Raw genomic sequence first — 25,689 nt, 5'->3', positions numbered from 1 at the left:
ATTTCCTCCTCATGTTGGTATTAGAATTGCAGGCTGAGTTCCCCGCGTAGTGCCGCAACGGCGACCAGACCGACAAAAGTACCGATAATCGCGAAAATCCCTCCCAGGACATTCGGGGCGGGTATCGGGGCGCGTAATGCGGTGTAAATCAAACCGGTGACCAGTCCGACCATTGCCGCCTGCAATTCAGTGCCGCCAATCGCAATTTCCATCATTGCTGATCTCCTGCGGCGCCGGTTCCGGTAGCTCCCCGATCAGTTGCGGGAGGCTTGCCGAAAGCAATCTCTCCCCGGATTTTCTGCACGATCAGATAGCCTATATATGTGAAGATGATCGCGAAAATTCCGCCGAGCACACCTGGTGCCGGAATTGGCAGTCTTAACCAGGAATAGATAAATCCAGTGGTGAGACCTACCAACAGCGCCACCAATTCGGTTTTGCCTATATATACATATTGCATTTGATATTCTTTCCTCCCTTCAACCAGCCGATTCCGATCCCCGGCGCAGAACCGGGGCTTATGTTTTCTCATTCACAGGGCAAAGCTGTCACATATGCCGGCATATTCATGTCGGCTCGGTATTGGTTTCCCAAAAAGTTAGTCAGCGATTCCCGGTCGCGGTTCGCAAAAATCTCTAATGCCGACTGGATGTAGAAAACTGTAACTTTCCGACCTTTTTCGTTCAATAGGCTTGCGATAGCGATAAATATGTCGGCGCGCCTTCTGGAGGCTGCGTGAATTTTTTAATACAATTAAATTTCAGTAAGTTGGATTGGTTTCGTGAAAGGCGATGTTGTTCAGAAATTCCGGAAAAGTTCGTGATTGGCACTGTTTTTGTGCACCTGGGGGCAAATCTCAATCATATTGCTTATGGAATCTGGCAGTCATCCTTGCAGCGAAGGTGCTGAGCGGGCCATCCCTCAGACCTTCCGAACCAGCCTGATCGCACATCTAGGGCTAATCCTGCAGGGTGTGTCCTGCGCCCCGACATGCTTCATATCCGGTTTCAGAGATCGGAAGAACAGGGTTTAGGTCTGCCCATTAATCCATTTTCCAACATGATGAAGTACAAAAATCCTTCCACGTGAAGAGCCAAGGCTCTAAAATCACGCAAGGCTCTGTAGAATAGCGAGCACCTGCATAGAAGTCCACATTCACTAGCCGCACTACAGCGACTGAATGCCGTGGCTAACGGCAGCAAGGGGCCGATCGTGCCTATTAGCGAAATCCAATCGCCCAGGAAGGATGCCGCACGAAGGCTGTGCCGAGCCTTTTTTCGACATTCGCATTAAGGCTATCTAGGTTAGGGATTAGCTTAATCGACCAACCCGCCCTCATCTAGCCGACGCGGAAGACGGGCCAGTTTCTCGTTGGTCGAGAAATCCTCGATGGTCAGGTCCAGCGGCAACATAGAGATAAAATTGCGCGTGCTCGGGGTGTCCTGCAAGATACAGGTGAAATCCTGATCCGCGAAGGTGCAGCGAATGCGCATGGTTTCGTTTCCGGTCTTTGCGTGCAAATAACGAGGCACTGTGATCGTGACGATGGCGCCTGCCAGAACAGCACGGCGCGATGGGGTGATCAATGATGGTCTGTTCCTCATGGTCCGGTCGCTCATCAGCCGGGCTATGACTTGGCCCAACCAACAATCCTCGTGGAGTCTGGACCGCCCAGCCACGGAAACCCAGGGTGGAGCGGACCTAATCTATCAGACAAGCGTATCGCCAAAGAAGCTTTCCATCCGGTCGAAGGGGATCACATCCATCATGTCATAGAGATCGGTGTGATTGGCGCCCGGGATGATCATCAGCTCCTTTGGCTCGGCGGCCGCCTCATAGGCGGTTTCGCTGAAATAGCGCGAATGGGCATTCTCTCCATGGATGAACAAGATCGGACGCGGCGCGATTTCCGCGATATAGCTGAGGATCGGCATGTTCATGAAGGACAGGGGCGTAGTCTGTGCCCAGGCATTGCCCGAGTTGACTGCCCGCGCATGGTAGCCGCGCGGCGTCATGTAATAGTCGTGGTAATCCACCAGGAACTGCGGCGCGTCGTGCTCCAGCCCCACGTTATATGCGGGCTGCATGGCAGGGGTGCCGTTTGCGGCGTCTTCCCAACGCTGGCGGCTCAGTTGTTCCAACGTCTTTGTGCGCTGCTCGGGGGTGACGCTGTCGTTATAGCCCTTCGACATGACGCGGGTCATGTCATACATAGTGCTGGCCACAACCGCTTTGACGCGCTTGTCCGCCGCGACCGCATTCAACGCCATGCCACCCCAGCCACAGATGCCGATGATACCGATCCGCTCGCGGTCAACGCTTTCGTGCAGGCCGAGATAATCCACCGCCGCCATGAAATCCTCGGTATTGATATCGGGTGAGGCGACATTGCGCGGCTCGCCACCGCTTTCGCCGGTAAAGGACGGATCGAAAGCCAGCGCGACGAAGCCGCGCTCGGCCATGGTCTGTGCATAGAGACCCGATGACTGCTCCTTGACGGCACCGAACGGACCACCGACGGCAAGCGCCGGCAGGCGATGATCGGTGTGATTCCTTGGCAGATAGAGATCGCCGACCAGTGTGATCCCATATCGGTTGGTGAAGCTGACCTTCTCGTGATCAACCTTATCGTTCCTGGGGAAAACCTTGTCCCAATCCTGTGTCATGGTCCGAGCCTTTGCTGTTGAAATGTTAATCGTTGAAGTCATGCCGAAGACGGCAATACCGGCGCCGGTCATCTTCAGCATCATGCGGCGGCGGAAACGCATTCCGGTTCTCTGCCCGTCAGTCTTGTCGTGGTTGGCCATATCTTTTCCCATTTTCATTCACTGTTTCTCCAAGCCGGGTTTCAGCATCCGCTGACCGTTACCGATCAGGACGACAGCGGTGGCAGACAGGATGACGCTGCCGGCGAAGGTCACGGTGATCGACCAGCCGTCCAGAAGCACCCCGCCGAGGACCGCGCCCAGCAGGATCGAGGCCTGAATTGCTGCGACCATCAGGCTGCCGCCCTCTTCAGGCGCGTCATCGACGTTCCGCGACATCCAGGTCATGAAGATGACTGACATGACGGTGTTCATTGCGCCCCATATGAACAGCAGACTTCCGGTAACGGTTGGCGAGGCGCCAGTGAACACAAGTCCAAGCGTGACGGTCCCCATGGTCAGGGCGGGGAGTTTCAGTTTGGGCGCGACATGATCCCCGATGAAACGACCCGACGCCCAGGTGCCGACGAAGCCCGCGCAACCCAGCACCAGCAGCAGGATCGACAGCGTGGGAATATCTGCCCGGGTGACCTGCTCCAGATAAGGGCGCAGATAGGTGAACATGGTGAAGGCCCCGCCCCAGGACAGCATCGCTGCGACGATGCCCCGTGCGAAATGGCGGCGGCGTATCACCGCAATCAACGTGCCGAGGTTTTGGCGACCGCGCGCGGGTAGCGAGGGCAATGCGATCATGTGCCAGATCAGGTTGATCGCGACGATGGGTGTCAGCGCCCAGAAAACACCACGCCAGCCGATGATATCGCCCAAGTAACTGCCAAGCGGCGCTGCGAAGGCGGCCGCGATTGCCTGCCCGCCATACATGAGCGACAGCGCGCGCGGTACCGCGCCTTCCGGCACCAGCCGCATGATGACGGCGGTCGCCAGTGCCCAGAACCCGCCAATGCAGATCCCCAGAATAGCGCGGGCAATCATCAGCACCACGAAACCCTGAGCCATCGCGACCATCACCAGCGACAGCAGCATCAACCCGGTCAGGCCAACCAGCACCGATTTACGGTTCAGGCGTCCGGCAGCGGTGGTGATCAGCAGGCTCGCGCCCACGGCGAACAACCCGCTGATGGAAATCGCCTGCCCGGTCTGGCCCTCGCTTGCCCCCAGCCCCGTGGCCATCGGCGTCAACAGGCTGACCGGCATGAATTCCGAGGCAATCAGCATGGCCACGCAAAGCGCCATGGACATCACCGCGCCCCATTCCGCCTGGGGCAGGCTTCCTGACTGACTCAGGCTCGCATCGCTCATCGTTCATTCTCTGGTCTATTGTGTTGCCGAGAAGATAGCGGCAAGGCACCTGTGTGATTAGCCGTCGCAAATGGCATGGACTAATCGATCTGGTCGATTAATGATGTCCATATGTCCAGGACGGATTTCAATGACCTGATGTGGTTCCGCATCGTCGCGGAAGAGCGCAACTTCACCAGAGCGGCCGCGCGGATCGGTGTGGCCCAGTCCACGCTGAGCCACACCATCAAGCGGCTGGAAACCAATATCGGTCTGCGCCTGCTGAACCGCACCACGCGCAACGTCTCGCCAACGCCCGCAGGCGAGCGATTGCTGGCAACCATCGCGCCGCGCCTGGGCGAGATCGAGGACGAAATCGCGGCCCTGATGGTGTTCCGTGACAAACCCTCCGGATCGCTCCGCATGACGCTGTCGGATCACGCGTTTCAAACAGTTGTCTGGCCCAGGCTGAAGCCCGTTCTGCGGGAACATCCCGATATCAGGATCGAGTTCAGTCTGGACAGCGGCTTTCGCAATATTGTCGAGAATGGCTTCGATGCCGGGGTGCGCTTGGGCGAGAGCGTCGAGAAGGACATGATCGCCGCGCGGATCGGCCCCGACTGGCGGATGGTCGCGGTGGCATCGCCCGCCTATCTGCCGTCACGAGATATGCCAAAGCATCCGCGCGATCTGGTCGATCACGACTGTATCAACATGCGGCACGAAACCCGGGGCGGGCTTTATGCCTGGGAGTTCGAGAAGGACGGGAAGGAGGTGAATGTCCGCGTTGATGGCCAACTGACCTTCAACAATTCCTATGCCATGGTGGATGCCGTGCTGAGCGGTCTCGGCGTGGCCTTCCTCCCGAACACCATTGCGGATCCTTATATAGCATCGGGTGACCTCATTTTGCTTCTTGATGATTGGTCGCCCTATTTCGACGGCTATTTCCTCTATTATCCTAGCAGACGACAGAACCTTCCCGTGTTCAAAGTGGTTCTCGATGCCCTGCGGCACCGGCCAGCGCGGTCCTGAGACGCGCGTTGAATTTCCGGGCCGGGAATATGCTATCCGGGTCAGGTTTTTCAGGGCGGGTGCTCTGCCCAATACAGAGGGAAGTCCCTACGCAAAACGTTACAATCGCGCATAAGCCCATCGTTGTGGTATAAGTAACATTGCCGGATGCGGCGTTGCGTCATAAGCTTCGAATGACATTCTTGCAGCGCACGCCCAATCCGGATGTTCGATTAGGGTATGTCACGCAAATTATACGCCATGTTGTCATGGATCGTCGCTTTGCTGGTCTCTCGAATTATGCTGTACGTGCAAAATCAATTTTGTGCATGCAGCGAATGCCGCTGTCAGCGGTGAGCGAGATAGTCCGCTGAAACATAACCCGAGATAGCAGGCCTGTCGGTGAGGAAGACCCTGCACCAGACCCTACCGCTATTCGTCACGCAGTTCTGGCGGGTGAGGCGCGTTCCGTCGGGCAGGCCGATTATGATCGCATGGTTGAGACCAGGGCCTTCGCGAAGCTTCAGGAGATCGTCCGGCCCGGCACCCTTGACCACTGCACCAGACCCGACCGTGCATCCGGTGGCGATCATGAGAGCGAGAAGAGCAGTAAAATGAGTTCGCATTGTCTGACCTGCATAGTTTTGCTATTACTACGACACCATCACGCGAGATGATAGCAGGTAGGTGCAGGACGCTGATAAAGGGTTGCCGAGGCCAGCCATTGGAGGTTCGATTCTCCCTGTGGGGCATTGATTTTGGTTAATATTTTTCTTCATCGACAGTCGATTGGCAGCTTTGGGGAATGCGGCCACGCAGCATGGGTTCGCCCGCCCGGCAGCAAAGGGTCGACCGCAGATCGAGACTGGTGAGAGCATCGATCCGCCGGTCATTCCGATTTGATCGCCGCGAGGTTCGCCAAACTGGCATGACGGATCAGGCCCAGGGTCCGGCCCCTCTGCGTTTCCCCAATAGACATAATCGAGGAAGGCGCATGTGTGACCATATGTTTGTCATAACCGGTGGCCCCGGTTCCGGCAAGACCAGTTTGATCGATGCTCTATCCCGCCGAGGGTTCCCGAGCATGCCCGAGGCCGGACGGGCCATTATAAAAGATCAGGTCGAGATAGGTGGAACTTTTCTACCTTGGGCGGACAGGTCGATGTATGCCGAGCTCATGCTGGTTTGGGAATTGCGTTCCTATCATGAGGCAAGGGCGCTGGATGGCCCGGTTCTGATGGATCGTGGAATACCTGATGTCATTGGCTATCTAACGCTCTGCGGCTTACCTGTTCCAGGACATATAGAGACGGCGGCAAGCCACTATCCCTATAATAGGCGGGTTTTCATCGCCCCTTACTGGGATGCAATCTTCACGCAAGACACCGAGCGAAAGCAGGATCGGCAAGAAGCTGAAGCAACCGGCAGGATGATGGCAGTAACCTACGCCCGTCTCGGCTATCAGCTCATTGAGCTGCCCCTGGCAGGAGTTGAGGAACGCGCCGATTTCATGGTGGACCACCTATATGGTGGGTGACGGCTGTGTCCGCATTATACCAATTTGATTGGTCGGTTTCGCCGCGATCGGTTTGCATGACCGGTTCGGTGAAGTCGCGCCGCGGTATCGCACAGCACAGCCAAGGCAGCTCGGAGTCGTTTATTGCTCCGCCGTTTTCATCACCTCGTGGCTAAGTTCTTCGATCAGGCACGGCATCCCGTTCTCCCTTCACGTCAAGAGAGATACTAGGGAAGGGATTGCGGTTCTGACGGCGCTTTGACGCTGCCGCTCTGTCTTGAACCGGAGCTGCCGCTAGTCGGCATTCTGATTTGCCTCGCGCTGCTGACGTTGGAAAGCCCCTGCGTGTGGTGCGCATGCGAAGGCAGGTTCGTGAAAGCTGCATCCCATCGGACTGGGAACGGCGGCAATGGGCCGTGCAAATCCTTCGTCCTGCGCCCGGCGATCACAGCTGTTGCCGCCTTGCAGCATGATGATTCGAGCTCTGTTTAGTCACATGCCGCGTTCGCAGCGTGAACATCAGACGGTTGTTGTTTCACGGCTTCCGGTTGACTGGAATGGCCGAAGCTTTTACTACCATTGCTCGGTCCATAGCGAAGCGATGGAATTGTCGATGTTGGAGCTTGTTACGAAGCACTGATCACCGCCGGAATGCCGGGGTGATCCAGATCAGGCGGAGCGAAGTAGCGCTTCACGCCTGTTTTTCTGTGTTTATCGAACAGGCTAAACTATGAACATTTCCAAGCTCGAACAGCGGGTACTTCATGTACTGGCTCAAGGTGGGCAGATTCGCTACACGCGCGGCCCGAATGGCAAATTGATCCGGACCGATTGCTTCACGCATGACGGCTCGGTTCTGGTCGATTGCACGCCGCGGATCGTCTCGACCCTTTGCCGCAAGCGGCTGATCGAATCGAGGAACTCGAGCCCCTACCGCATTTCCTCGTTGGGTCGCAGGTCGGTCAGATCGCAACTCGACAACCGCACATCATGAGGAACGACATGAAAATACGCCAGGAAATCCCGGCCGATCAGGGCACGGTCCGACAAATCACCGAAGATGCCTTTGCCACGGCAGAACACAGTTCCGGGACGGAGGGCGCCATCATTGATGCCCTGCGCGACACGGGCTCACTGACGTTGTCTCTGGTCGCCGAGATCGACGGTCAGGTGGTAGGCCATATTGCGTTCTCTCCGGTCACTGTTGCCGGGAATGACGTCGGTTGGTTCGGGCTTGGGCCTGTAGCCATCCGGCCAGACCTGCAAGGGCAGGGCATCGGCGGGAACCTGATCCGCAAAGGTCTGACGCAGCTACGGGCTCAAGGCGCCCGCGGCTGCGTTGTCTTGGGCAGTCCGGGTTACTACACCCGCTTCGGATTTGCGCAGGACGCCAGCCTCGTATTCGAAGGCGTTCCGCCGGAATACTTTATGAGCCAGGTGTTCTGCGGCAAAGCCCCTGCGGGCGCTGTGGTCTATCAACCGGCATTCTACTCAGCGTGAAAAATGCCCACCACGCCGTAAAAAGCGCGGTGGGCAACATCTGTCAAAGAACAGCAATGCCCCGCACCCGGTCAGAATCGCTGGGGCAAGTCCGAGCGTCCGGTCTGGTGAAGATGCATTGCGGTCGCTGCTCTCCCGACCGTCTGCAAAGGGCCGTTCTTTCCTCTCGGAGGTCACGATATGCCCACTTCGGACACAGCCGCCGCTTTCTGCTTCGCAGTATGTTACTTGGAGCGGATCAGTGACATTCAAGCGTGCTGACATCGATACTGCAGTTCAGCATTCCTGCACCGACTGCCCACAATGCCCCGAATTTGCGATCATAGAGCCGACACGAAGGACATCATGCTCGCGGTTTTTACGCGATTTTTACGCGATTTTTACGCGATACCCGGAAAATTCATATATCGCCTTAACGCAACTTTGCGCGATGGCTGCTGCGATTGAACATGCAGGAGCTGAATATGGCTGATCTGATTTACCTGATGCTTGGCATTGGCGCCTTTGTCGCCTTTGCCCTGACACCCCGCCTGATCGAACGATTGTGAGGCCGAAATGCTGGACCTCATTCTGGGCCTCGCCGTCGCGGCAGGGATTTTCGTCTTTCTTATCCTGACGCTGGCGCGTCAAGGTCACTCGTGAGGAGACAATCATGCCCGATCTGATTGGATATATCCTTTATGCGGTCGCGTTGACCGGGGGTGGTTATCTGCTGAGTTCCCACATGACCTGCGTCTATGCCGGAGAGCGGAATCTGCTCTCGCGATTTCTTACTCCGGTCGAAAGGGGTTTCTACAGTCTGGCCGGTATCCGGCCCGGCGCTTCGCAGGGCTGGCGGGGTTATACAATAGCAGTCCTGACCTTCAACCTTGCAGGTTTCTGCCTGCTCTATATTATCCTGCGATTGCAAAATCTGCTGCCACTGAACCCGGACGGGATCGGCGCGATGGCTCCGGATCTGGCTTTCAACACGGCGGTCAGCTTTGTCACCAATACCAATTGGCAGGCTTATTCCGGCGAGGCTCAACTTTCCTATCTTGCCCAGATGGCCGGGCTGACTGTGCAGAACTTCGTTTCCGCAGCAACAGGTATGGCCGTGGCTGTCGCTGTGATCCGGGGCTTTGCCGGGCCGAAGAACAGCGGGTTGGGGAATTTCTGGTGCGACATGACGCGATCGGTGCTTTATGTCCTGCTGCCGCTTTCGGTCATTCTTGGGCTGATCCTGATACTTCAGGGCGTGCCCCAGACATTGCTGGGTGCGGCTCATGTCACGACGCTTGAAGGTGCCGATCAGGTGATCGCGCGCGGGCCGGCGGCCAGCCAGATCGCCATCAAGCAGCTGGGCACGAATGGCGGCGGTTTCTTTGGCGTGAACTCTGCCCATCCGTTCGAGAACCCGACCATCATATCGAATATGTTCCAGACGCTTGCGATCCTGCTGATTCCGGTATCCTTCTGCTTTCTGTTCGGCCGCATGGCGCGGGACCAGCGGCAGGGATGGGCGATCTTCGCTGCGATGGCTGTGATGTTCGCGCTGGGACTGGCGATGATCCATTTCGGCGAAACCGGGGGCAATCCACTGCTGGGTGCCGGACCGAACATGGAGGGCAAGGAAGTCCGTTTCGGTGCCGCGCTTTCGGCGCTCTGGGCCGAGGCGACGACCGCCGCGTCAAACGGCTCGGTCAACGCGATGCATGACAGTTTCATGCCACTGTCCGGCCTTGTCACCATGGTCAACATGCAGATCGGTGAGGTAATCTTTGGCGGCGTCGGCTCTGGTCTCTATGGCATGCTGCTTTATGTGGTGCTTGCCGTGTTTCTTGCCGGCCTGATGGTAGGACGCTCGCCGGAATATCTGGGCCGCAAGATCGAAGGGCGCGAGGTCACGCTGGCGATGCTGGCATTCCTGTCGATTCCGCTGGGTATTCTTGTCGGTGGGGCCATTTCGGCAACGGTGCCGATGGCGCTGCAATCCGTGCAGGATGCCGGACCGCACGGGCTGAGCGAGATCCTCTACAGCTATTCCTCGGCGGTCGGAAATAACGGTTCGGCATTCGCAGGCTGGAACGCGGCTGCGCCCTGGCAGACTACGGCGCTTGGCCTCGCGATGCTGCTTGGACGCTATGCGATCATCGTGCCGATGCTGGCCATCGCCGGATCGCTGAGTGACAAGCAGCAAAGCCCATCCACCGCTGGAACCTTCCCCACGCATGGGCCGCTATTCGTGACGCTTCTGATCGTCACCGTGGTGATCTTCGGGGCACTGACATTCTTCCCGGTTCTCGCCCTTGGACCCATTGCCGAGCATACGGTAGTGATCGCGGGGCAAGGTTATTGAACCATGTCGCGGCCTGCATCCCTGGCCATGATCCGATCTCTCAATTCAAGGACAAAGAAGATGTCCCATAGTGAACTTGCCCCAAAGGGGCTTTACGTGACGGCGTTGAAAACCGCCTTCACCAAGCTTGATCCCCGCCAGTTGACGGAGAATGCCGTCATCTTCGTGACCGCCATCGTGGCCGCGATGACTACCCTGTTGGCTTTGCGCGATGCCGCCTTTGGTGCGGATAATGCCGCTGTCAGCCTGCAAATCGCATTCTGGCTTTGGGTCTGCGTGCTGTTCGCGAATTTCGCCGAAGCGCTGGCCGAGGGGCGCGGCAAGGCGCGGGCGGACAGCCTGCGTGCCACCAAGGCGGAAACCGTCGTGAAATTGCTATCGGGTGAGGATGATACGGCACCAAAGAAAATGGCGTCGTCCTTATTGCGCAAGGGACAGCTTGTTCTGGTCGAGGCGGGTGATCTCATTCCGACGGATGCGGAGGTTGTCCGGGGCGTCGCTTCTGTCGATGAAAGCGCGATCACCGGAGAAAGCGCCCCGGTGATCCGCGAAAGTGGCGGCGACAGATCCAGCGTGACCGGCGGGACGCGGATCGTCTCGGACAGTCTCGTCCTGAAGATCACCGCCGAGCCGGGCAAAAGCTTTCTTGACCGGATGATTGCGATGGTCGAGGGGGCCGAACGGCAAAAGACTCCGAACGAGATCGCCCTGAATATCCTGTTGGCGGGCCTGACCCTGATTTTCCTGCTTGTGGTGGTCACGCTTGAACCCTTTGCCCGTTATTCCGGGCTGGTGATCCCTGTGGTGACGCTTGCCGCGCTTTTCGTCACGCTGATCCCCACGACCATCGGTGGCCTTCTTTCCGCCATCGGCATCGCGGGGATGGACCGTCTTGTCCGCGCCAATGTCATCGCCAAGTCGGGCCGCGCGGTAGAAGCGGCGGGAGATGTCGACACGCTGCTGCTTGACAAGACCGGAACCATCACCTTCGGCAACAGGATGGCCGATGCCTTTGTTCCTGCGCGTGGCGTTAGCGAAAGACAGCTTGCGCAGGCGGCGTTTCTGGCCTCGCTGGCCGATGAAACACCCGAGGGGAAATCGATCGTCGATCTGGCCGAAAGGCTGCTGGGCGCATTGGATCATCAGCCGGAGCCGGGCTCCGAGCCCGTCGCCTTCTCGGCCCAGACCCGGCTTTCCGGCGTGGATTTTTCCGGGACCCGCCTGCGCAAGGGCGCCACCGATTCAATCGAGGCATTCGTCGGCAGTCCGACGGATCCGGCTCTGCGGGCCAAAGTCAACGAGATCGCGCGATCGGGTGGCACGCCACTATTGGTCGCCGAGAATGACCGCATTCTGGGCGCGATCCATCTGAAGGATGTGATCAAACCCGGCATGCGAGAGCGTTTCGCTGAACTCAGGGCCATGGGAATTCGCACGGTGATGATTACCGGCGACAACCCTTTGACGGCCGCCGCTATTGCCGCCGAGGCCGGGGTGGACGATTTTCTGGCCGAAGCGACGCCCGAGATGAAGCTGGAATATATCCGCAGGGAACAAGAGGGCGGCCGGCTTGTCGCCATGTGCGGCGACGGATCGAATGACGCGCCGGCACTGGCGCAGGCGGATGTGGGGGTAGCGATGAACCTGGGTACGCCCGCAGCCAAAGAGGCCGCGAACCTGATCGACCTCGACAGCGACCCGACAAAGCTGATCGAGGTGGTGATGGTGGGCAAGCAATTGCTGATCTCGCGCGGCGCATTGACCACCTTTTCCATCGCCAACGATGTCGCGAAATATTTCGCCATTCTGCCTGCGATTTTCGTCGCGGCCTTTCCGGGGCTTGGTACTCTCAACGTCATGAGCCTTTCCTCTCCGCAAAGCGCGCTGTTGTCGGCGGTGATCTTCAACGCGCTGGTCATCTTCGCGTTGATCCCGCTGGCCCTGCGTGGGGTCAAATACACGCCGGCCAGCGCCGCTGCCTTGCTGCGCCGCAATCTGACTGTCTACGGCCTTGGCGGGTTGATCGTGCCATTTGTCGGCATCAAGGCCATCGATATGGCCGTGACCGCCTTTGGCCTCGTATAAAAGGAGCCACGATCATGTTTATTCATATCCGCCGCGCATGTACGATGCTTGCAGCCATGCTGCTGCTGACCGGACTGGCCTATCCTCTCGCGATGACCGGAATCGCGTCGGTCATCGCACCGCAGGCCGCAACCGGAAGTCTGATCATGCGGAACGATGGCGTAGCGGTGGGCTCTGCCCTGATCGGGCAGGAATTCACGCAACCCGCCTATCTGCATCTGCGCCCGTCGGCGGTGGATTACGACGCGGCGGCGTCGGGTGCCTCGAATCTGGCGCCGAGTTCGACCGAGCTTCGCGAAAGCGTCAAGGCGCGTCGTCATGCCTGGGAAGACCTGAACAACGGTATTGCCCCGATCGACGCGGTCACGGCATCCGCTTCGGGGCTTGATCCCGATATCTCGCCGCAGAACGCGCGCGGACAGGCGCAGCGTATTGCCCGGGCGCGGGGCGTCGATCCCGAACAAGTGCTTGCGATCATCGACGCGAATATACAGAATCCGCTATTGGGGATTTATGGTCAGCCGCGTGTCAATGTTCTGATGACCAATCTGGCCCTTGATGCGGAACTTGCCCCGCGACCCGCCCCGACGGAGTGACGAATGTCCGACGCATCCCGCCCTGAACCCGACGCGTTGCTGAAGGAAGCTCGCCGCGAGGGCCGGGGGAAGCTGAAAATCTTTCTGGGTGCTGCGCCGGGCGTCGGCAAGACCTATGCGATGCTAGAGGCCGCGCGGAGACGCGCGGCCGATGGCGAGAATGTCCTGGCGGGCGTGGTGGAAACCCATGGCCGGGCCGAAACCGAGGCGATGCTGCGCGATCTCCGCGCGCTGCCTCGCCAGCCCTTCTATCATCGCGGCAAAATCCTGCACGAGATGGATCTCGAAGGGTTGATTGCGGCAACGCCGGACCTCGCGTTGATCGATGAACTGGCCCATTCCAACCTGTCGGGTAATCGCCATGAAAAGCGCTGGCAGGATATCGAAGAGGTGCTGTCAGCCGGGATCGACGTCTATACGACGTTGAACGTGCAGCATGTCGAGACACTGAATGATACCGTCGCCCGGATCACGGGAGTGCGGGTGCGTGAGACGGTTCCTGACCGCGTTCTGGAGATGGCCGATGAGATCGAACTGATCGACCTGCCGCCTGATGAATTACTTGAACGGCTTCGGGCTGGGAAGGTCTATGTTCAGGATCAGGCGGCGCGGGCGGTGGCGAATTTCTTTGCCAAGGGGAACCTGACCGCATTGCGGGAACTGGCGATGCGTACCGCCGCCGACCGGGTGGATGCCGAACTCAGACAGCATATGGCCGCCAATGCCATCGCCGGGCCGTGGCCGACACAGGAACGGCTTCTGGTGGTCATACCGGAAGATGCCGTGGGGCGCGATGCGGTTCGGATCGGCAAACGTTCGGCGGATCGCGCGCGGGTCGAGTGGTTCGCGGTGGCCCTGACCAGCGTGCGCGATGAAATCCGGACCACAACGATGCAGGAAAGCCGTGCCGATGCGCTGCGGCTGGCCGAGAGACTTGGGGCCGAGGTCACGATTCAACAAACGGAACGGAATCCCGCCGAGGAGGTAATAGGCTTCGCCGAGCGGCTGAATATCCGCCGGATCGTCGTGCCACGCCCACCCAGGCGCAACCCGTTGCTGCGCCAGATCGCGCCGACCCATCACGAACAACTGGTTTCGGGCCTCGTGAGAGAGGCAACCAGGTTCGAGTTGACCCTGGTCACCGATGACGAGCGGCCGGCCCGGCAGAGGCAACGCCTGAAACCCCCTGCCATGCCGGACATGCTGCGCATGATGGGGTTTATATTGCTTGCCGTGATCGGCACCACGGTGCTGGCCAAGGCCGCCGAGCATTTTGTCCCGGTGGTCAGCCTATCGCTTCTCTACATGACGACAGTTGTGGCGATGGCATCGCGTTTCGGAAGAGGACCGGCCATCGCCACTGCGGGCCTGAGTTTTCTGACCTATAATCTCTTATTCACGTCCCCGGTTCACACGTTCCGCATCTGGGATCAGGGCCAGCTTCTGACGCTGGTTCTGTTCCTCGTCGCATCAATCCTGACGGGCAATCTCGCCGCCCGCCTTCGCGATCGGGCCATGGCTCAACGTGCCATCGCCGAACGAACCGGCAAGCTTTACGAATTCTCGCGCAGGGCGGCGGCGGCGGCATCTTTCGACGATGTGGTCTGGGCCGCCGTCAGCCATGTTGCAACCGTCCTGCATTGCGAGTCGGTCCTGCTGGTTCCCAAGGAAATCGCCGGGCTTACCATTGTGGGGGCCTTTCCGCCCGAAGACAGGCTGGCGGATCGGGAAATGTCCGCCGCACGCTATTGTTTCACCCATGGAGAGGCGGCAGGCCACGGATCTGATACGCTGCCGACCTCCCGCTGGCTCTTCGTGCCGCTCAGCGCCTCGGATCGGCGGATCGGTGTTCTTGGGATTTCCTTTCCTGACGGTCGGCAAATCGCCCAAAACGACCGGCGACTTCTGGAGGCGCTTGCCGATCAGGTTGTACTGGCGCTTGAGCGTATCCGGCTGACCGAGGATCTGGCGCAGACACGCGTGGTTTCCGAAGCGGAGCGGTTGCGCTCGGCGCTCCTGTCTTCGGTCAGTCACGATCTGCGTACGCCACTGGTCTCGATCCTCGGTGCGGCGGAGGGGTTGGAGCATCCCCGTCTCACGAAGGAGGGGCGGCGTAGCCTGATCGAAACCGTGCGGGAAGAGGGCGAGCGGCTTGACCGTTATATCCAGAATCTGCTGGATATGACGCGGTTGGGCCATGGCGCGCTAAAGCCGAACGCCATCCCTTCCGATTTGCGCGAGCTTGTCGGCATGGCGCGCCATCGGTTGCGCGGACCGTTGCGCACTCATCCGATAAGCGTGCAAATGCCCGAGGATATGGCTCCGGTCCATGTCGATCCGGTACTGATGGAACAGGTCCTGGTCAATATCCTCGACAATGCGGCGAAATATTCCGCACCGGCTACACCCGTCCGGATAACAGTAGAAGTCCAGCGCGCCCATGCGATCCTATCCATAGAAGATGACGGTCCAGGCCTGCCTACCGGCGCGGCGGATCGGGTTTTCGATATGTTCTGGCGGGCAGAGCAAGGTGATGGCGGACAGGCCGGGACCGGTCTTGGACTTGCTATCTGTCGCGGAATTGTTGAAGCCCATGGGGGAGAGATCCATGCCGAGCCTGCCCGTGAAAGTGGCCGGGGAACGCGCATCGTGATAGAGCTGCCATTGTCGAACCCGGAGACCTTCTTGTGACCTCACGCATCCTCATCGTCGATGACGAGGCTCCGATCCGGCGTTTTTTGCGGGTTGCACTGGAAACCGAAGGTTACATCGTTTCCGAGGCGGCAACGGCACATGAGGCGGTTGCCGTGGCGGCGAGAGAGGCACCGGCGGCGATGATCCTCGATATGGGCCTGCCGGATGCAGATGGCATCACGGTCATCGAGAAATTGCGCGAATGGTCGCATCTGCCCGTCCTGGTTCTGTCGGTGAGAAGCGACGATGCAGGCAAGATCGCAGTGCTCGACGCAGGGGCACAGGATTATGTGACAAAGCCCTTCTCGACCGGAGAACTGCTTGCCCGGCTGCGCGGCCTGTTGCGCGATTACACGCGCGAGGCCGCGCCAGCAACTCTGACGCTCGGCCCGCTGCAGATCGATATCACGGATCACCGTGCCATCCTGGAAGGGGAAAACCTGAATCTGACCCGGAAGGAGTTTGACCTGTTATGGCTGCTTGCCTCGCATGCCGGGCGGCTGGTGACACATGACATGATCCTCAAGGCGATCTGGGGACCGGCGCACACGGAGGACAGTCAGTATCTGCGGGTCTATATCCGGCATTTGCGCAGCAAACTGGGCGATGATGCGGCGAATCCGCGATGGATATTCACCGAGCCCGGCATCGGATACAGGCTGGCGGACGGATAGCATCATCAAGAGCAACGGCCGTCATCCTGTGGGATGATGACATCTTTCAGCGAACGGAATCGATGTCAAAGCATAACCGAGATTACCACAGCAATATCCGTTCTGACGAAATGCTACGGCAGTCATGCCGCCTCGCCACAGGTCCGGTTTGCGCCCTATGCGCCCCGCTTGCTGGCTGTTCATGTTGTGGTAGGTACGAATCCCTGAGGGCGAAGCACCTGCACTCTGGATGCGGAGCCGGTTGTGTTATGAGTTCCTTGTTTCAGGCTGCTTACCCAAGCTGACCCGCTATTTAACTTGTCCCGGCATTACTTGAATAAGCCCCCTCTGCCACAATGCCTGCATGACCGATTCCAAGCCCAATCAGCGCCTTGGCGGCTTCCCGCCGCGGGCGAGATCCTGTGCGCCTTCGTTCCGGCGCCTTTGCCGCCAATGATGTGCTGGCGCTTCTCGAGCGGTTGAGCCTCGCCGGGCGAACGCCCGGGCGACTGGACGATATTACCATGCTGTTGCTGCATCAGAAATGTATATGCGCAAGGAGATGGTGCTGTCGTCCTGGATCGAGGATACGCAATCCACGCTGACCGACCTTCCGTGCTTCTAAACCGAGACCCGGGCCGGGGAGCTGATTGACGACATTCGTGAGGTGGCGAACTATGTCGATGCAATGATGTACCGGTTGGACCGGCTGGAGGAGCTGCCACTGTGCTTGTACCTGATCTGCGGGATGCATACGCGGCGATTGCCGCCCGGTGGGGGCGCGGCGTGGACATTACGGCAGTGGTCAGGGCTGCCAGCTTGATTCCCGCCTGCCAAGTTGATAACCACCTAAGCCATGATGTTCATGTCTACATTCTTTCCGCTGATCTGAACGGCCCGAACCGTTGTGGCGCATCTGCGCCGATCAGATCAGGACGGCCCCGCCCGGGCGGTGGCCGAATGGAGAATGTGAAATGCCCGAATTCAAACGGCTTGGCCTGACCACGGATCAGGTCCAGAGCTTCATCGACGATGGTTTCGTCAAGATCGAACATGCCTTCGGCACCGACCTCGCAAAACAAGGCCGGGACGCGTTATGGGCCGAGATGGGGCTGTCGCCCGACAGACCGGAAGGCTGGGTCCAGCCCGTCGTTCGACTGGGGTTCAAGACCTCGCGCCCTTTTGTCGATGCTGCCAACACTCCCCGGCTGCACAATGCCTATGATCAACTTGTCGGCAAGGACCGCTGGCTTGCTCCGAATGGCCTTGGAACCTTTCCGATCCGCTTTCCCTCGCCGGAATCCCCCGGCGACGATGGCTGGCATGTCGATATGAGCTTCGGCACGGATAATCTGGATTTCATGGAATGGCGGGCCAATGTGAAAAGCAGCGGGCGCGCATTGCTGATGTTGTTCATGTTCTCGGATGTCGGTCCGAAGGATGCGCCGACGAGAATACGCAAAGGCTCGCACGCGGTCATTGCGCGCGAATTGTTGCCCTATGGCGATCAGGGGGCGACGCTGAGGCAGCTTTCGGCGGGCGGCTATACCTCCACGGGTGATTGCGACATCGCCCTGGCGACCGGGGCCGCGGGCACCGTTTATCTGTGTCATCCCTTTATCGTCCATTCCGCGCAACCGCATCGTGGACGGCAACCGCGCTTCATGGCCCAGCCACCGTTGTTGCCGGCGGGGGAATTCGATCCGGCCTTGCCGCCATCGCCGGTTCAGGTCGCGATCCGTCGCGCATGTGGGCTGAAGCTCTGACAGCAAGGGCCCGGGCTGCCAGGCGGCCCGGGTCAACTTTGTCGCGGCCCATGACGGGTTCGAAGGTGACCTGCCATGGCGCGTTGACCATGTGTGAAGCCGGCAATGCGTATGGCAGGGTTTTCTAGGCGAGCTTCTTGACGCTATCAGTCCGGTAAAGCGAGACATTGACGGCTTTCGGACGGGTCTTGGGTCCTTTGGCCAGCTTTTGCCACGCCTTCCATGCCTGTTCGTCGCGCCAGATTTCGATGATATTGCTGCGCGTCGGATCGACCGAGTCCGCCGTGATGGCAAGATCGATGCAGCCGTCCTGCTTCCGCGCACGCATCACCATTTCGGCAAAAGCCGCAACTGCGGCATCCCGTTCCTCGGCGCTATTTGCAAGCGCGTATCCAGAGATGATGATCATTCTGCGTCTCCCTTGATTGACGTCCGGACAGCGCCGGTGCCGTTTGCTGCTGATCGCCGGTGCTGCGAGGCGGCGCCTGTTCTTGATGGAGCGCGATGGATTACCCCTTCACATATCCCAGGCCCTCGACGATGTGCCCATCGCGTACGCGCATGATGTTGACGCCACGTACGCGCGCCGTGTCGCCATCGCCCCATCTGAGTTGCCAGCGAATGATGCCGCGTTCGCCGCTGACCCAGATTTCCTCATCCTCGAAGGCAAGATTCGCAGAGGCTGCGATGTCCTTCCAGAAGCTCAGGCATGCCTGCCGGCCCTCATACCGTGCGCCGTCCGGCGCGGGTGCCGTATTCTCGAGAACGCAGTCATCGGCGATCAGATCATCAAGATCCTCGGGGCAATGCGCCTTGAAAGCGTTATGGAAGCGCGTGATGATGTCGCGCGTGGTTCTGGTATCGTCGGTCATCTTGGCCTCGTTCGCGTTGTCGAATAGCGGTCTTTCCCGGATTGTGCTGGTCAGCCAGACCCTGCGGCGGCGGCTTCGATTGCTGCCAGGTCGATCTTGTGCATGGTCAACATTGCCTCCATAGCGCGGCGCGCCTTTTCGCGGTCCGATCCCGTCGTCAGCTCCATCAGCCGGCGCGGCGTGATCTGCCAGGAATGCCCCCAGCGATCCTTGCACCAGCCACATGCGCTTTCCTGGCCGCCATTGCCGACAATCGCGTTCCAGTAGCGGTCGGTCTCGGCCTGATCCTCGGTCAGCACCATGAAGCTGACGGCCTCGTTCGGAGTAAAGATCGGCCCTCCGTTCAGACCGATGAAACGTCGGCCGAGAACGGTAAACTCGACCGTCAGCTCATCCCCGACCTTGCCGCTTGGATAATCGGCGGGCGCCGTGTTCACCCGATCGACATGACTGTCAGGAAAGGTCGCCGCATAGAATTCGGCGGCCTTGCTGGCCTGGCCGAGATCGAACCAGAGGCAGGTTACCAGTTTCGTCATCATCCTTCTCCCTTGCTGTAATGCCGGCTCGGCATGTCCCGGACGGCATGATCATGATAGATTCGGCGGATCGTTGCGATCTGGACATAGGACGAACAACGAGACCGTTTGCCGACAAGGACGGTGAGATTTATTTCGCCCGGTATCGGGGCGGCGGCAGATCATCGCGCACCATCCCCCGTCGGGTATTCCAGTTGCATCGCGACCAGATCGTGGGTCGGGCGGCCATAGGTGTCACGGATCGCTCCAAGCATGTTGTCAAGCGCGTCAGCCGGCGCTTGCCCGGATGGGAATGCCAGCCATCGATCGGCGGAACGCGTCCCGGCAACCTGATCCGGCAGAATGCGGATGCCGTTGGCCGTCACGATCGCCTGCGGTGTTTCGGCGACTGCAATGGCTTGCGAGCGATAGGTCCGCGACCATCCGTCGGCAACCAGCGCCACCGTTGCCTCGTCCATGCCGGGGCGCATGCGGATACCGAACGTCTCGTGCTTCCAAAACGCGAGGCGGTTCCGCAGAACTGTGGTCGCGAAGGCAAAGGTCAGGCGGAAGGCAGCGCTGGAATGTTCCGGGCCCCAGCCTTGCACCCCCAGATCCTGCGCCACGTTTTCGGCGCGGGTCCGTCCGCCGATCGCTTCGACAAGTGTCAGCATCATCGGTATGGATGCGCTGATCCCAGTCGTCGTGACCACCTGGCCATCCGCGACTATTCGCCTGTCGGTCACATATCGGATCGCCGGATTTCGCCGCAGCATCTCATCCCGATAATACCAATGCGTGGTTGCACGTTTACCGTCCAGCAACCCCGCCGCAGCAACGACCTTGGCCCCGGCGCAGATACCGATGATGACGGCACCCTTGGCCGATTGCGCCCGCAGCCAGTCCAGGATCACGGGGGCGTCATCGCGGCTCATCGCCGGGACAATCACGTAATTCGCGCCCTGCGGATGTATGGCATCGAATGCGGCGATGGTTGCATCCGCCTCGACGCTCAGGGCCGGGAACAATCGGACGGGTCCCGGACCGGCCGCCAGCATCACGACATCCGCCACGTCGGCACGGCGCAGGATACTGACCGGCAAAAGGTAGTCTGTGGTTTCGGTGGCATCGTTAAGACCGACGATCGCGATCATGGGGCGTGTAGATGTCCGGGGGGCCAGTGCAGACAGCATCGCATCTGTTTCGGCTGCCGGAACCGAGGGTGCTGGCATGGCCACTGCATTCGGTGGCAGTTTCGCGACCCAGCCGCCAAACCCGGCCAGCCCGATGATCGCCATCGCCGCAATCGCCAAGAGGATCCGCCGTAAGGACATTTGCCACCTTCGCACCTTTAGGTTTTCAGGCTAGATGACTTGCGGTATGGCGGAAATGACAAATTTATGGTAATTTCTGCCAATGCCGCAGATCGTCCTTATTGTCTATCCGGGTTTTGAACTGCTTGACCTTTCGGGGCCGACAGCGGTTTTCAACAACGCCAATCGTGCTTTGGTCGAACGGGGCTTGGCCCCGTTCTATGCGATGACTGTCGCCTCTGCCCGGGGCGGGCCGGTTGAAAGCAGCAGCGGCATCTCGGTCGAAACCCGGCGACTCGCCACCCTTGTGCCCGGTCAGGCGCATATGGTTGTGGTCGTCGGTGCCGAACGCCCGCACCTGCTGACGGCGATGGCGGATGCGGAATTGAGCACCACGCTGCCGCCATTGGTGGAAAATGCCGAACGCTTCGGCTCTGTTTGCAGCGGAGGCTTCATCCTTGCCGCGTTGGGTTTGCTGAACCGCAGGCGGGTCGCGACGCATTGGGATTCCTGTGCGCAACTGGCGCGGGCATTTCCCGAAGTTATCGTCGATTCCGACGCGCTCTATGTTGTCGATGGCAGGTGCTGGACATCGGCAGGCGTCACCACCGGCATCGACATGGCGCTGGCTATGGTTTCGGCCGATCTGGATGCGGCAATCGCCGGCGAGGTCGCGAAAAGGCTGGTACTCTATGCTCGCAGGCCCGGATATCAGTCGCAGTTCAGCTTTGTTCTTCAGGCGCAGAGCAGGGCCGAAAGCCCATTTGCCGAATTGATCGAATGGCTGCTGTCACATCTGGACAAGACGCTGGACGTGCCTTGTCTGGCCGAACGGGCCGGCATGACCGAACGCAGTTTTCACCGCAAATTCGTTGCGGCCACGGGGATCACCCCTGCGCGATTTGTGGAAATCGCGCGGTTGGATATGGCGCGGATGCTGCTGTCGCGTGGCCTGCCATTGAAGGAGATCGCGGACAAGGTCGGTCTTTATCCGACCGCGCGCCTGACCGAGGTCTTCGAGCGCCGCTTCGGCATCAAACCGAAGCTGTTCCGCGAGTTGCATTCCGAGACAGGCTAAGCCAAGCCCGGCGTCTTGTCTGTCTTCGGGATCTTGAAAAAAAGCGCCGCCGTGTCGGATTGGCGATCTGCGCGACGTCTTCAGATTACAAGCCCGACGAGGGCCAAAGCAATCAAGGAGAAAGACCATGCGTGTCGCCGTATTCGTAAAGGCCACCGAGGACAGCGAAAAGGGGGTTATGCCCTCGCACGAGCTGTTGGAGGCGATGGGGAAATTCAATCAGGAACTGGTAGAGGCCGGCATCATGACCGGCGGCGACGGGCTGAAGCCCTCGTCCCAGGGAAAGCGGATTATGTTTGACGGGCCTTCGCGGCTGGTCATCGATGGCCCCTTCGCCGAGACCAAGGAACTGGTCGCGGGCTTCTGGCTGTGGACCGTCAAGGACATGGACGAGGCCGTCACCTGGGCAAAACGCTGCCCGAATCCGATGCCTGGCCCCAGTGAACTGGAGATCCGGCCCATCTACGAGATGGACGATTTCAGCGAAGCCCTGACCCCCGAAGTCGCGGCAATCCACGCTGACACGCGTAACAGGCTGGCCGGCGAGGATTGATCGTGCATTATCACTTTCCAGCCGCACCTCCAACGCGGCGGCTGGAATGGAGACGCCAATGCTTTACGCCATCCTCTGCTATCATGACGAAAACGTCACCTCGAACTGGTCGGCCGAACATGATGCCGCCGTTATCACGCGGCTGAAAAAGGTGCATGGAAAATGGGCCGATCAGTTCAAGCCGATCGCCCGGCTGATGCCCTCATCCTCGGCCACGACCTTGCGGAAAAGCGACGGCATGGTGCTGGACGGGCCCTATGCCGAGACCAAGGAACAGCTTCTGGGCTTCTATATCGTCGATATCAGGGATCTTGATCAGGGCCTGCAAATCGCCCGCGAACTGACCGAGGCCAATCCGGGCGGCGCCTATGAATTGCGCCCGATCATGGGCTATTACCCCGACGGAGCGTCAGCCGCACATGACACGGACCCCTGACCCAAGCTGGATCGAAGCGCGGCTGACCGGAACGCGGCCGCAGGTCGTAGCGGCGCTTCTGCGCTATTTCCGCGATCTCGATCTGGCCGAGGAGGCGTTTCAGGAAGCCTGTCTTCGCGCGCTGAAAAACTGGCCCGAAAAGGGTCCGCCCCGCGATGCCGCCGCCTGGCTGATCATGGTTGGTCGCAATGCGGCGCTGGATTATATGCGTCGCCAGAGGCGGCTGACGCAACTGCCGCCCGATGACGCCGCATTTGATGGCGCAGCCGACCAGCCCGACATGGCCGAGCGGCTGGATGCGGCCGATTATCGCGACGATATCCTGCGGCTTCTGTTCGTCTGCTGTCATCCGGACCTGCCCGCGACGCAGCAGATCGCGCTGGCGTTGCGCATCGTGTCGGGTCTGCCGGTGTCGCGCATCGCGGCGGCTTTTTTGATCAAGGAAAAGGCGATGGAGCAGCGCATCACCCGCGCGAAGGCCCGCATCGCCAATGCCGATATTCCCTTCGATACGCCGGGCCCTGCCGAACGCGCCGAGCGGTTGGCCACCGTCACCGCCATGATCTATCTGGTTTTCAACGAGGGTTATACCGACGCCAACCCCGCCAGCGAGCGCGCGGGTCTTTGTGACGAGGCGATCCGGCTGGCGCGGCTTTTGCTGCGCATGTTTCCCGCTGAGCCCGAACTGATGGGCCTGCTGGCACTGATGCTGATCCAGCATTCGCGCCAGAACGCGCGTTTTGACAAAGATGGCGCACCGATCCTGCTGGAGGATCAGGATCGCAAGCAGTGGAACCGCCGGATGATTGCCGAAGCGCTTGTCATGATCGACAAGGCGATGCTGCACCATCGGCCCGGCTCCTATCAGATCCAGGCCGCCATTGCCGCGATCCATGCCCGTGCGTCGCGGCCCGAGGATACCGACTGGGCCGAGATTGAGGCGCTTTATCGGGCGCTGGAACATCATGTGCCCTCACCCGTCATTACCCTGAACAGGGCGGTTGCGGTGTCGAAGCTGCACGGCGCGCAGGCGGCACTTGATATGATCGAGCCGCTGGCCGCGCCGCTGGACGGTTATTTCTACTTCCACGGTGTGCGCGGAACCTTCCTGCGCGACCTTGCCCGGAAAGACGAAGCCCGCGACGCCTTCGGGCGGGCCATTGCGCTCGCGAACACGCCGGCTGAAGCCGGACATATCCGGCAGCTTCTGGACGGGCTTTAGGTTTTCGCGACGGGTGTAGAAAATTATCGCGGCCCATGTCGGATTTCGGTTTTCTGCTTCGTCCTTGCATCACGACCAACACGAACTGGGGTAAAGATAATGACCAGAATGATCTTCGTAAACCTGCCCGTCGCTGACCTTGCTGCCGCGACGCGTTTTTATCAGGCGATCGGCTGCCAGAAGAATGAGCAGTTCAGCGATGACAACGCCGCCAGCATGGTGTGGTCCGATACGATCACATTCCAGTTGCTGAGCCGCGACTATTTCCAGACCTTCACGCCCTTGACGATCGCGGATGCCAAGACGGCTTGCGGCGCGATGTATGCGCTGAGCTTCGATGAACGCGACGCTGTCGATGCGACAGCCAGGGCGGGCGAGGGCGCCGGCGGCACGCTGGATGGTCGCCCGGCGATGGATATGGGCTGGATGTATAACCGCCAGGTCCAGGATCCGGACGGGCATGTGCTGGAATTCGCGTGGATGGACATGTCTGCGATGCCCGGCCCGGACGCGGCCTGAACGGTAGACGCAACAAGGAGAGAGAAGATGTCACGGATTACAATCGCAGCCGCCACCCTGTTGCTGGCCTTTCCGGCTGCCGCGCAGGACCAGACAGCCACCGAGACGGGCGAGCGCGTCGAGGTCAACGGGATGCAGATTTATTACGAGGTCTCGGGACAGGGCGATCCGATTGTCGTGCTGCACGGTGCCTATATGAACATCCCCGGCATGGGCGAGATTATCCCGATGCTGACGGAAAACCACACCGTCTATGCGCTGGAATTCCAGGGCCATGGGCGCACCACCGATATCGACCGGCCGATCACCTATCCCAATCTTGCCGATGACGTGGCCGCCTTCATGGACGCGGTGGGTCTGGAAAAGGCCGATGTCTTCGGCTATTCCATGGGTGCCGCCGCCGGGCTGCAACTGGCCATCCGTCACCCCGAAAAGGTCGACCAATTGATCGCTGCCTCTGCCGCCTATGATGCCGAAGGCTGGCAGCCGGCCTTTCGCGAATTTATCCCGCAGATGACGGTCGAGATGTTCACCGAGATGCCCTTTGCCGAGGAATACAGGAAGCTTGCCCCCAATCCCGATGGCTTCCCGGCTTTGGTCGAAAAGCTGATCGCGCTCGAAAAAGAGCCGATGGCATGGGAGGCCGGGGTCGACGCGCTGGAAACTCCGGTGCTGATCATTACCGGCGATGCGGATGTGGCGACGCTCGAACATTCGGTGGCCATGTTCCGGCTGCTGGGCGGCGGTGGCATGGGCGATATGGGTGAGCCCCTGCCGGCATCGCGTCTGGCGGTCTTGCCGGCGACCTCGCATACGGCGGTGATCATGCAGCCAGAGTTGCTGATGTCACATATAGGCCCGTTCCTGGCTGGCGAGACGCCGAAGGGCATGTTTGAATGAAGCCCGCGCCTCGGTCTAACGAGGATGAGCACACCGCACCGACGGAATAGCATCCGAGCATGCCGGCCAGGGTTCTTGTCACATGCGCGGGTGCTTGCGCCCGTTCCGACGCCTG

General features: G+C 59.7%; 26 protein-coding genes. 16 read left to right on the top strand and 10 right to left on the bottom strand.

All coding sequences use genetic code 11. From position 1 onward, the window contains the following. Positions 1-20 precede the first annotated feature (20 nt). The 5 genes from Q0601_RS15745 to Q0601_RS15725 all read right to left on the bottom strand — a co-directional run bounded on the left by Q0601_RS15745 (position 21) and on the right by Q0601_RS15725 (position 4,025). Positions 21-215: a DUF1427 family protein gene (locus Q0601_RS15745; RefSeq protein ID WP_305290822.1), complete on the bottom strand. Its 195-nt coding sequence runs from the start codon at positions 213-215 to the stop codon at positions 21-23. Beyond that, complete coding sequence (locus Q0601_RS15740; protein WP_305290821.1) at positions 212-460, bottom strand: XapX domain-containing protein; 249 nt, start codon at positions 458-460, stop codon at positions 212-214. The genes Q0601_RS15745 and Q0601_RS15740 overlap by 4 nt, the downstream gene beginning before the upstream one ends. Before the next feature lie 856 nt (positions 461-1,316). Then, complete coding sequence (locus Q0601_RS15735; RefSeq protein ID WP_305290820.1) at positions 1,317-1,604, bottom strand: cyclophilin-like fold protein; 288 nt, start codon at positions 1,602-1,604, stop codon at positions 1,317-1,319. 105 nt (positions 1,605-1,709) lie between these two features. Beyond that, the gene (locus Q0601_RS15730) at positions 1,710-2,825 is read right to left on the bottom strand and encodes an alpha/beta hydrolase (protein WP_305290819.1); all 1,116 of its coding nucleotides are present in this window, start codon (positions 2,823-2,825) and stop codon (positions 1,710-1,712) included. After that, complete coding sequence (locus tag Q0601_RS15725) at positions 2,826-4,025, bottom strand: MFS transporter (RefSeq protein WP_305290818.1); 1,200 nt, start codon at positions 4,023-4,025, stop codon at positions 2,826-2,828. A 111-nt stretch (positions 4,026-4,136) separates the two neighbouring features. Here Q0601_RS15725 and Q0601_RS15720 point away from each other — a divergent pair, with 111 nt between their 5' ends. After that, positions 4,137-5,039 carry a LysR family transcriptional regulator gene (locus Q0601_RS15720; RefSeq protein ID WP_305290817.1) on the top strand — a complete coding sequence of 301 codons (903 nt, stop codon included), beginning with the start codon at positions 4,137-4,139 and terminating at the stop codon, positions 5,037-5,039. Positions 5,040-5,365: 326 nt separating this feature from the next. Here Q0601_RS15720 and Q0601_RS15715 read toward each other — a convergent pair whose 3' ends face one another. Next, on the bottom strand, positions 5,366-5,644 hold the full coding sequence (locus tag Q0601_RS15715; protein WP_305290816.1) for an SH3 domain-containing protein: 279 nt from the start codon (positions 5,642-5,644) through the stop codon (positions 5,366-5,368). 368 nt (positions 5,645-6,012) lie between these two features. On the opposite strand from Q0601_RS15715, the gene Q0601_RS15710 reads away from it, so the two are divergent. The 9 genes from Q0601_RS15710 (at position 6,013) to Q0601_RS15670 (ending at position 18,166) form a co-directional block, all read left to right on the top strand. Next, positions 6,013-6,555, top strand: coding sequence for an AAA family ATPase (locus tag Q0601_RS15710; protein ID WP_305290815.1), 543 nt, complete (start codon positions 6,013-6,015; stop codon positions 6,553-6,555). A 709-nt stretch (positions 6,556-7,264) separates the two neighbouring features. Further along, a complete protein-coding gene (locus Q0601_RS15705) occupies positions 7,265-7,528 on the top strand; it encodes a YjhX family toxin (protein ID WP_305290814.1) in 264 nt (87 codons plus the stop codon). An 8-nt stretch (positions 7,529-7,536) separates the two neighbouring features. Further along, positions 7,537-8,034, top strand: coding sequence for a GNAT family N-acetyltransferase (locus Q0601_RS15700; protein ID WP_305290813.1), 498 nt, complete (start codon positions 7,537-7,539; stop codon positions 8,032-8,034). A 652-nt stretch (positions 8,035-8,686) separates the two neighbouring features. After that, positions 8,687-10,372, top strand: coding sequence for a potassium-transporting ATPase subunit KdpA (gene kdpA, locus Q0601_RS15695; protein WP_305290811.1), 1,686 nt, complete (start codon positions 8,687-8,689; stop codon positions 10,370-10,372). Between the two features lie 60 nt (positions 10,373-10,432). After that, positions 10,433-12,457 (top strand): potassium-transporting ATPase subunit KdpB, encoded by a 2,025-nt coding sequence (kdpB, locus tag Q0601_RS15690; RefSeq protein ID WP_305290810.1) that lies wholly within the window; start codon positions 10,433-10,435, stop codon positions 12,455-12,457. Positions 12,458-12,471: 14 nt separating this feature from the next. Beyond that, complete coding sequence (gene kdpC, locus Q0601_RS15685; protein ID WP_305290808.1) at positions 12,472-13,053, top strand: potassium-transporting ATPase subunit KdpC; 582 nt, start codon at positions 12,472-12,474, stop codon at positions 13,051-13,053. A gap of 3 nt (positions 13,054-13,056) precedes the next feature. Beyond that, entirely contained in the window at positions 13,057-15,744 is a 2,688-nt protein-coding gene (locus Q0601_RS15680) for a sensor histidine kinase (protein ID WP_305290807.1), read from the top strand. Then, on the top strand, positions 15,741-16,421 hold the full coding sequence (locus tag Q0601_RS15675; protein WP_305290806.1) for a response regulator: 681 nt from the start codon (positions 15,741-15,743) through the stop codon (positions 16,419-16,421). Before Q0601_RS15680 ends, Q0601_RS15675 begins: the two co-directional genes overlap by 4 nt. A gap of 953 nt (positions 16,422-17,374) precedes the next feature. Then, complete coding sequence (locus Q0601_RS15670) at positions 17,375-18,166, top strand: phytanoyl-CoA dioxygenase family protein (protein WP_305290805.1); 792 nt, start codon at positions 17,375-17,377, stop codon at positions 18,164-18,166. Between the two features lie 124 nt (positions 18,167-18,290). Here the strand turns inward: Q0601_RS15670 and Q0601_RS15665 are convergent, their stop codons facing one another. From Q0601_RS15665 to Q0601_RS15650, 4 genes are all read right to left on the bottom strand, one after another. After that, positions 18,291-18,575 (bottom strand): putative quinol monooxygenase, encoded by a 285-nt coding sequence (locus tag Q0601_RS15665; RefSeq protein ID WP_305290804.1) that lies wholly within the window; start codon positions 18,573-18,575, stop codon positions 18,291-18,293. A gap of 100 nt (positions 18,576-18,675) precedes the next feature. Then, positions 18,676-19,038 carry a nuclear transport factor 2 family protein gene (locus Q0601_RS15660; protein WP_305290803.1) on the bottom strand — a complete coding sequence of 121 codons (363 nt, stop codon included), beginning with the start codon at positions 19,036-19,038 and terminating at the stop codon, positions 18,676-18,678. Between the two features lie 50 nt (positions 19,039-19,088). Further along, positions 19,089-19,577 carry a VOC family protein gene (locus tag Q0601_RS15655; protein WP_305290802.1) on the bottom strand — a complete coding sequence of 163 codons (489 nt, stop codon included), beginning with the start codon at positions 19,575-19,577 and terminating at the stop codon, positions 19,089-19,091. Between the two features lie 158 nt (positions 19,578-19,735). Beyond that, positions 19,736-20,887 carry a DJ-1/PfpI family protein gene (locus Q0601_RS15650; RefSeq protein WP_305290801.1) on the bottom strand — a complete coding sequence of 384 codons (1,152 nt, stop codon included), beginning with the start codon at positions 20,885-20,887 and terminating at the stop codon, positions 19,736-19,738. 82 nt (positions 20,888-20,969) lie between these two features. On the opposite strand from Q0601_RS15650, the gene Q0601_RS15645 reads away from it, so the two are divergent. The 6 genes from Q0601_RS15645 (at position 20,970) to Q0601_RS15620 (ending at position 25,574) form a co-directional block, all read left to right on the top strand. Beyond that, positions 20,970-21,944: a GlxA family transcriptional regulator gene (locus Q0601_RS15645; protein WP_305290800.1), complete on the top strand. Its 975-nt coding sequence runs from the start codon at positions 20,970-20,972 to the stop codon at positions 21,942-21,944. A 127-nt stretch (positions 21,945-22,071) separates the two neighbouring features. Then, complete coding sequence (locus Q0601_RS15640; RefSeq protein WP_305290798.1) at positions 22,072-22,497, top strand: YciI family protein; 426 nt, start codon at positions 22,072-22,074, stop codon at positions 22,495-22,497. 58 nt (positions 22,498-22,555) lie between these two features. Continuing rightward, positions 22,556-22,933 carry a YciI family protein gene (locus tag Q0601_RS15635; protein ID WP_305290797.1) on the top strand — a complete coding sequence of 126 codons (378 nt, stop codon included), beginning with the start codon at positions 22,556-22,558 and terminating at the stop codon, positions 22,931-22,933. After that, a complete protein-coding gene (locus tag Q0601_RS15630) occupies positions 22,917-24,155 on the top strand; it encodes an RNA polymerase sigma factor (RefSeq protein ID WP_305290796.1) in 1,239 nt (412 codons plus the stop codon). The genes Q0601_RS15635 and Q0601_RS15630 overlap by 17 nt, the downstream gene beginning before the upstream one ends. A gap of 99 nt (positions 24,156-24,254) precedes the next feature. After that, entirely contained in the window at positions 24,255-24,674 is a 420-nt protein-coding gene (locus tag Q0601_RS15625) for a VOC family protein (RefSeq protein ID WP_305290794.1), read from the top strand. Between the two features lie 27 nt (positions 24,675-24,701). Beyond that, positions 24,702-25,574: an alpha/beta fold hydrolase gene (locus Q0601_RS15620; protein WP_305290793.1), complete on the top strand. Its 873-nt coding sequence runs from the start codon at positions 24,702-24,704 to the stop codon at positions 25,572-25,574. The last annotated feature ends 115 nt before the right edge of the window (positions 25,575-25,689 follow it).

Source organism: Paracoccus wurundjeri (assembly GCF_030678915.1).
In the GTDB taxonomy this organism is placed as follows: domain Bacteria; phylum Pseudomonadota; class Alphaproteobacteria; order Rhodobacterales; family Rhodobacteraceae; genus Paracoccus; species Paracoccus onubensis_A.
Note: the sequence above shows the minus strand (reverse complement) of the source record. Positions and strands in the feature narration are given on the sequence as shown.

Bases quoted from the DNA above. Each gene is read 5' to 3' on its own strand.
- Q0601_RS15640 (WP_305290798.1), top strand. From the start codon at position 22,072: ATGCGTGTCGCCGTATTCGTAAAGGCCACCGAGGACAGCGAAAAGGGG.
- Q0601_RS15625 (WP_305290794.1), top strand. From the start codon at position 24,255: ATGACCAGAATGATCTTCGTAAACCTGCCCGTCGCTGACCTTGCTGCC.
- Q0601_RS15650 (WP_305290801.1), bottom strand. From the start codon at position 20,887: ATGTCCTTACGGCGGATCCTCTTGGCGATTGCGGCGATGGCGATCATC.
- Q0601_RS15745 (WP_305290822.1), bottom strand. From the start codon at position 215: ATGATGGAAATTGCGATTGGCGGCACTGAATTGCAGGCGGCAATGGTC.
- Q0601_RS15710 (WP_305290815.1), top strand. From the start codon at position 6,013: ATGTGTGACCATATGTTTGTCATAACCGGTGGCCCCGGTTCCGGCAAG.
- Q0601_RS15725 (WP_305290818.1), bottom strand. From the start codon at position 4,025: ATGAGCGATGCGAGCCTGAGTCAGTCAGGAAGCCTGCCCCAGGCGGAA.
- Q0601_RS15670 (WP_305290805.1), top strand. From the start codon at position 17,375: ATGCCCGAATTCAAACGGCTTGGCCTGACCACGGATCAGGTCCAGAGC.
- Q0601_RS15735 (WP_305290820.1), bottom strand. From the start codon at position 1,604: ATGAGGAACAGACCATCATTGATCACCCCATCGCGCCGTGCTGTTCTG.
- Q0601_RS15740 (WP_305290821.1), bottom strand. From the start codon at position 460: ATGCAATATGTATATATAGGCAAAACCGAATTGGTGGCGCTGTTGGTA.
- Q0601_RS15720 (WP_305290817.1), top strand. From the start codon at position 4,137: ATGTCCAGGACGGATTTCAATGACCTGATGTGGTTCCGCATCGTCGCG.
- Q0601_RS15730 (WP_305290819.1), bottom strand. From the start codon at position 2,825: ATGAAAATGGGAAAAGATATGGCCAACCACGACAAGACTGACGGGCAG.
- Q0601_RS15700 (WP_305290813.1), top strand. From the start codon at position 7,537: ATGAAAATACGCCAGGAAATCCCGGCCGATCAGGGCACGGTCCGACAA.
- kdpC (WP_305290808.1), top strand. From the start codon at position 12,472: ATGTTTATTCATATCCGCCGCGCATGTACGATGCTTGCAGCCATGCTG.
- kdpA (WP_305290811.1), top strand. From the start codon at position 8,687: ATGCCCGATCTGATTGGATATATCCTTTATGCGGTCGCGTTGACCGGG.
- Q0601_RS15715 (WP_305290816.1), bottom strand. From the start codon at position 5,644: ATGCGAACTCATTTTACTGCTCTTCTCGCTCTCATGATCGCCACCGGA.
- Q0601_RS15645 (WP_305290800.1), top strand. From the start codon at position 20,970: ATGCCGCAGATCGTCCTTATTGTCTATCCGGGTTTTGAACTGCTTGAC.
- Q0601_RS15655 (WP_305290802.1), bottom strand. From the start codon at position 19,577: ATGATGACGAAACTGGTAACCTGCCTCTGGTTCGATCTCGGCCAGGCC.
- Q0601_RS15635 (WP_305290797.1), top strand. From the start codon at position 22,556: ATGCTTTACGCCATCCTCTGCTATCATGACGAAAACGTCACCTCGAAC.
- Q0601_RS15630 (WP_305290796.1), top strand. From the start codon at position 22,917: ATGACACGGACCCCTGACCCAAGCTGGATCGAAGCGCGGCTGACCGGA.
- Q0601_RS15705 (WP_305290814.1), top strand. From the start codon at position 7,265: ATGAACATTTCCAAGCTCGAACAGCGGGTACTTCATGTACTGGCTCAA.
- Q0601_RS15680 (WP_305290807.1), top strand. From the start codon at position 13,057: ATGTCCGACGCATCCCGCCCTGAACCCGACGCGTTGCTGAAGGAAGCT.
- kdpB (WP_305290810.1), top strand. From the start codon at position 10,433: ATGTCCCATAGTGAACTTGCCCCAAAGGGGCTTTACGTGACGGCGTTG.
- Q0601_RS15660 (WP_305290803.1), bottom strand. From the start codon at position 19,038: ATGACCGACGATACCAGAACCACGCGCGACATCATCACGCGCTTCCAT.
- Q0601_RS15620 (WP_305290793.1), top strand. From the start codon at position 24,702: ATGTCACGGATTACAATCGCAGCCGCCACCCTGTTGCTGGCCTTTCCG.
- Q0601_RS15665 (WP_305290804.1), bottom strand. From the start codon at position 18,575: ATGATCATCATCTCTGGATACGCGCTTGCAAATAGCGCCGAGGAACGG.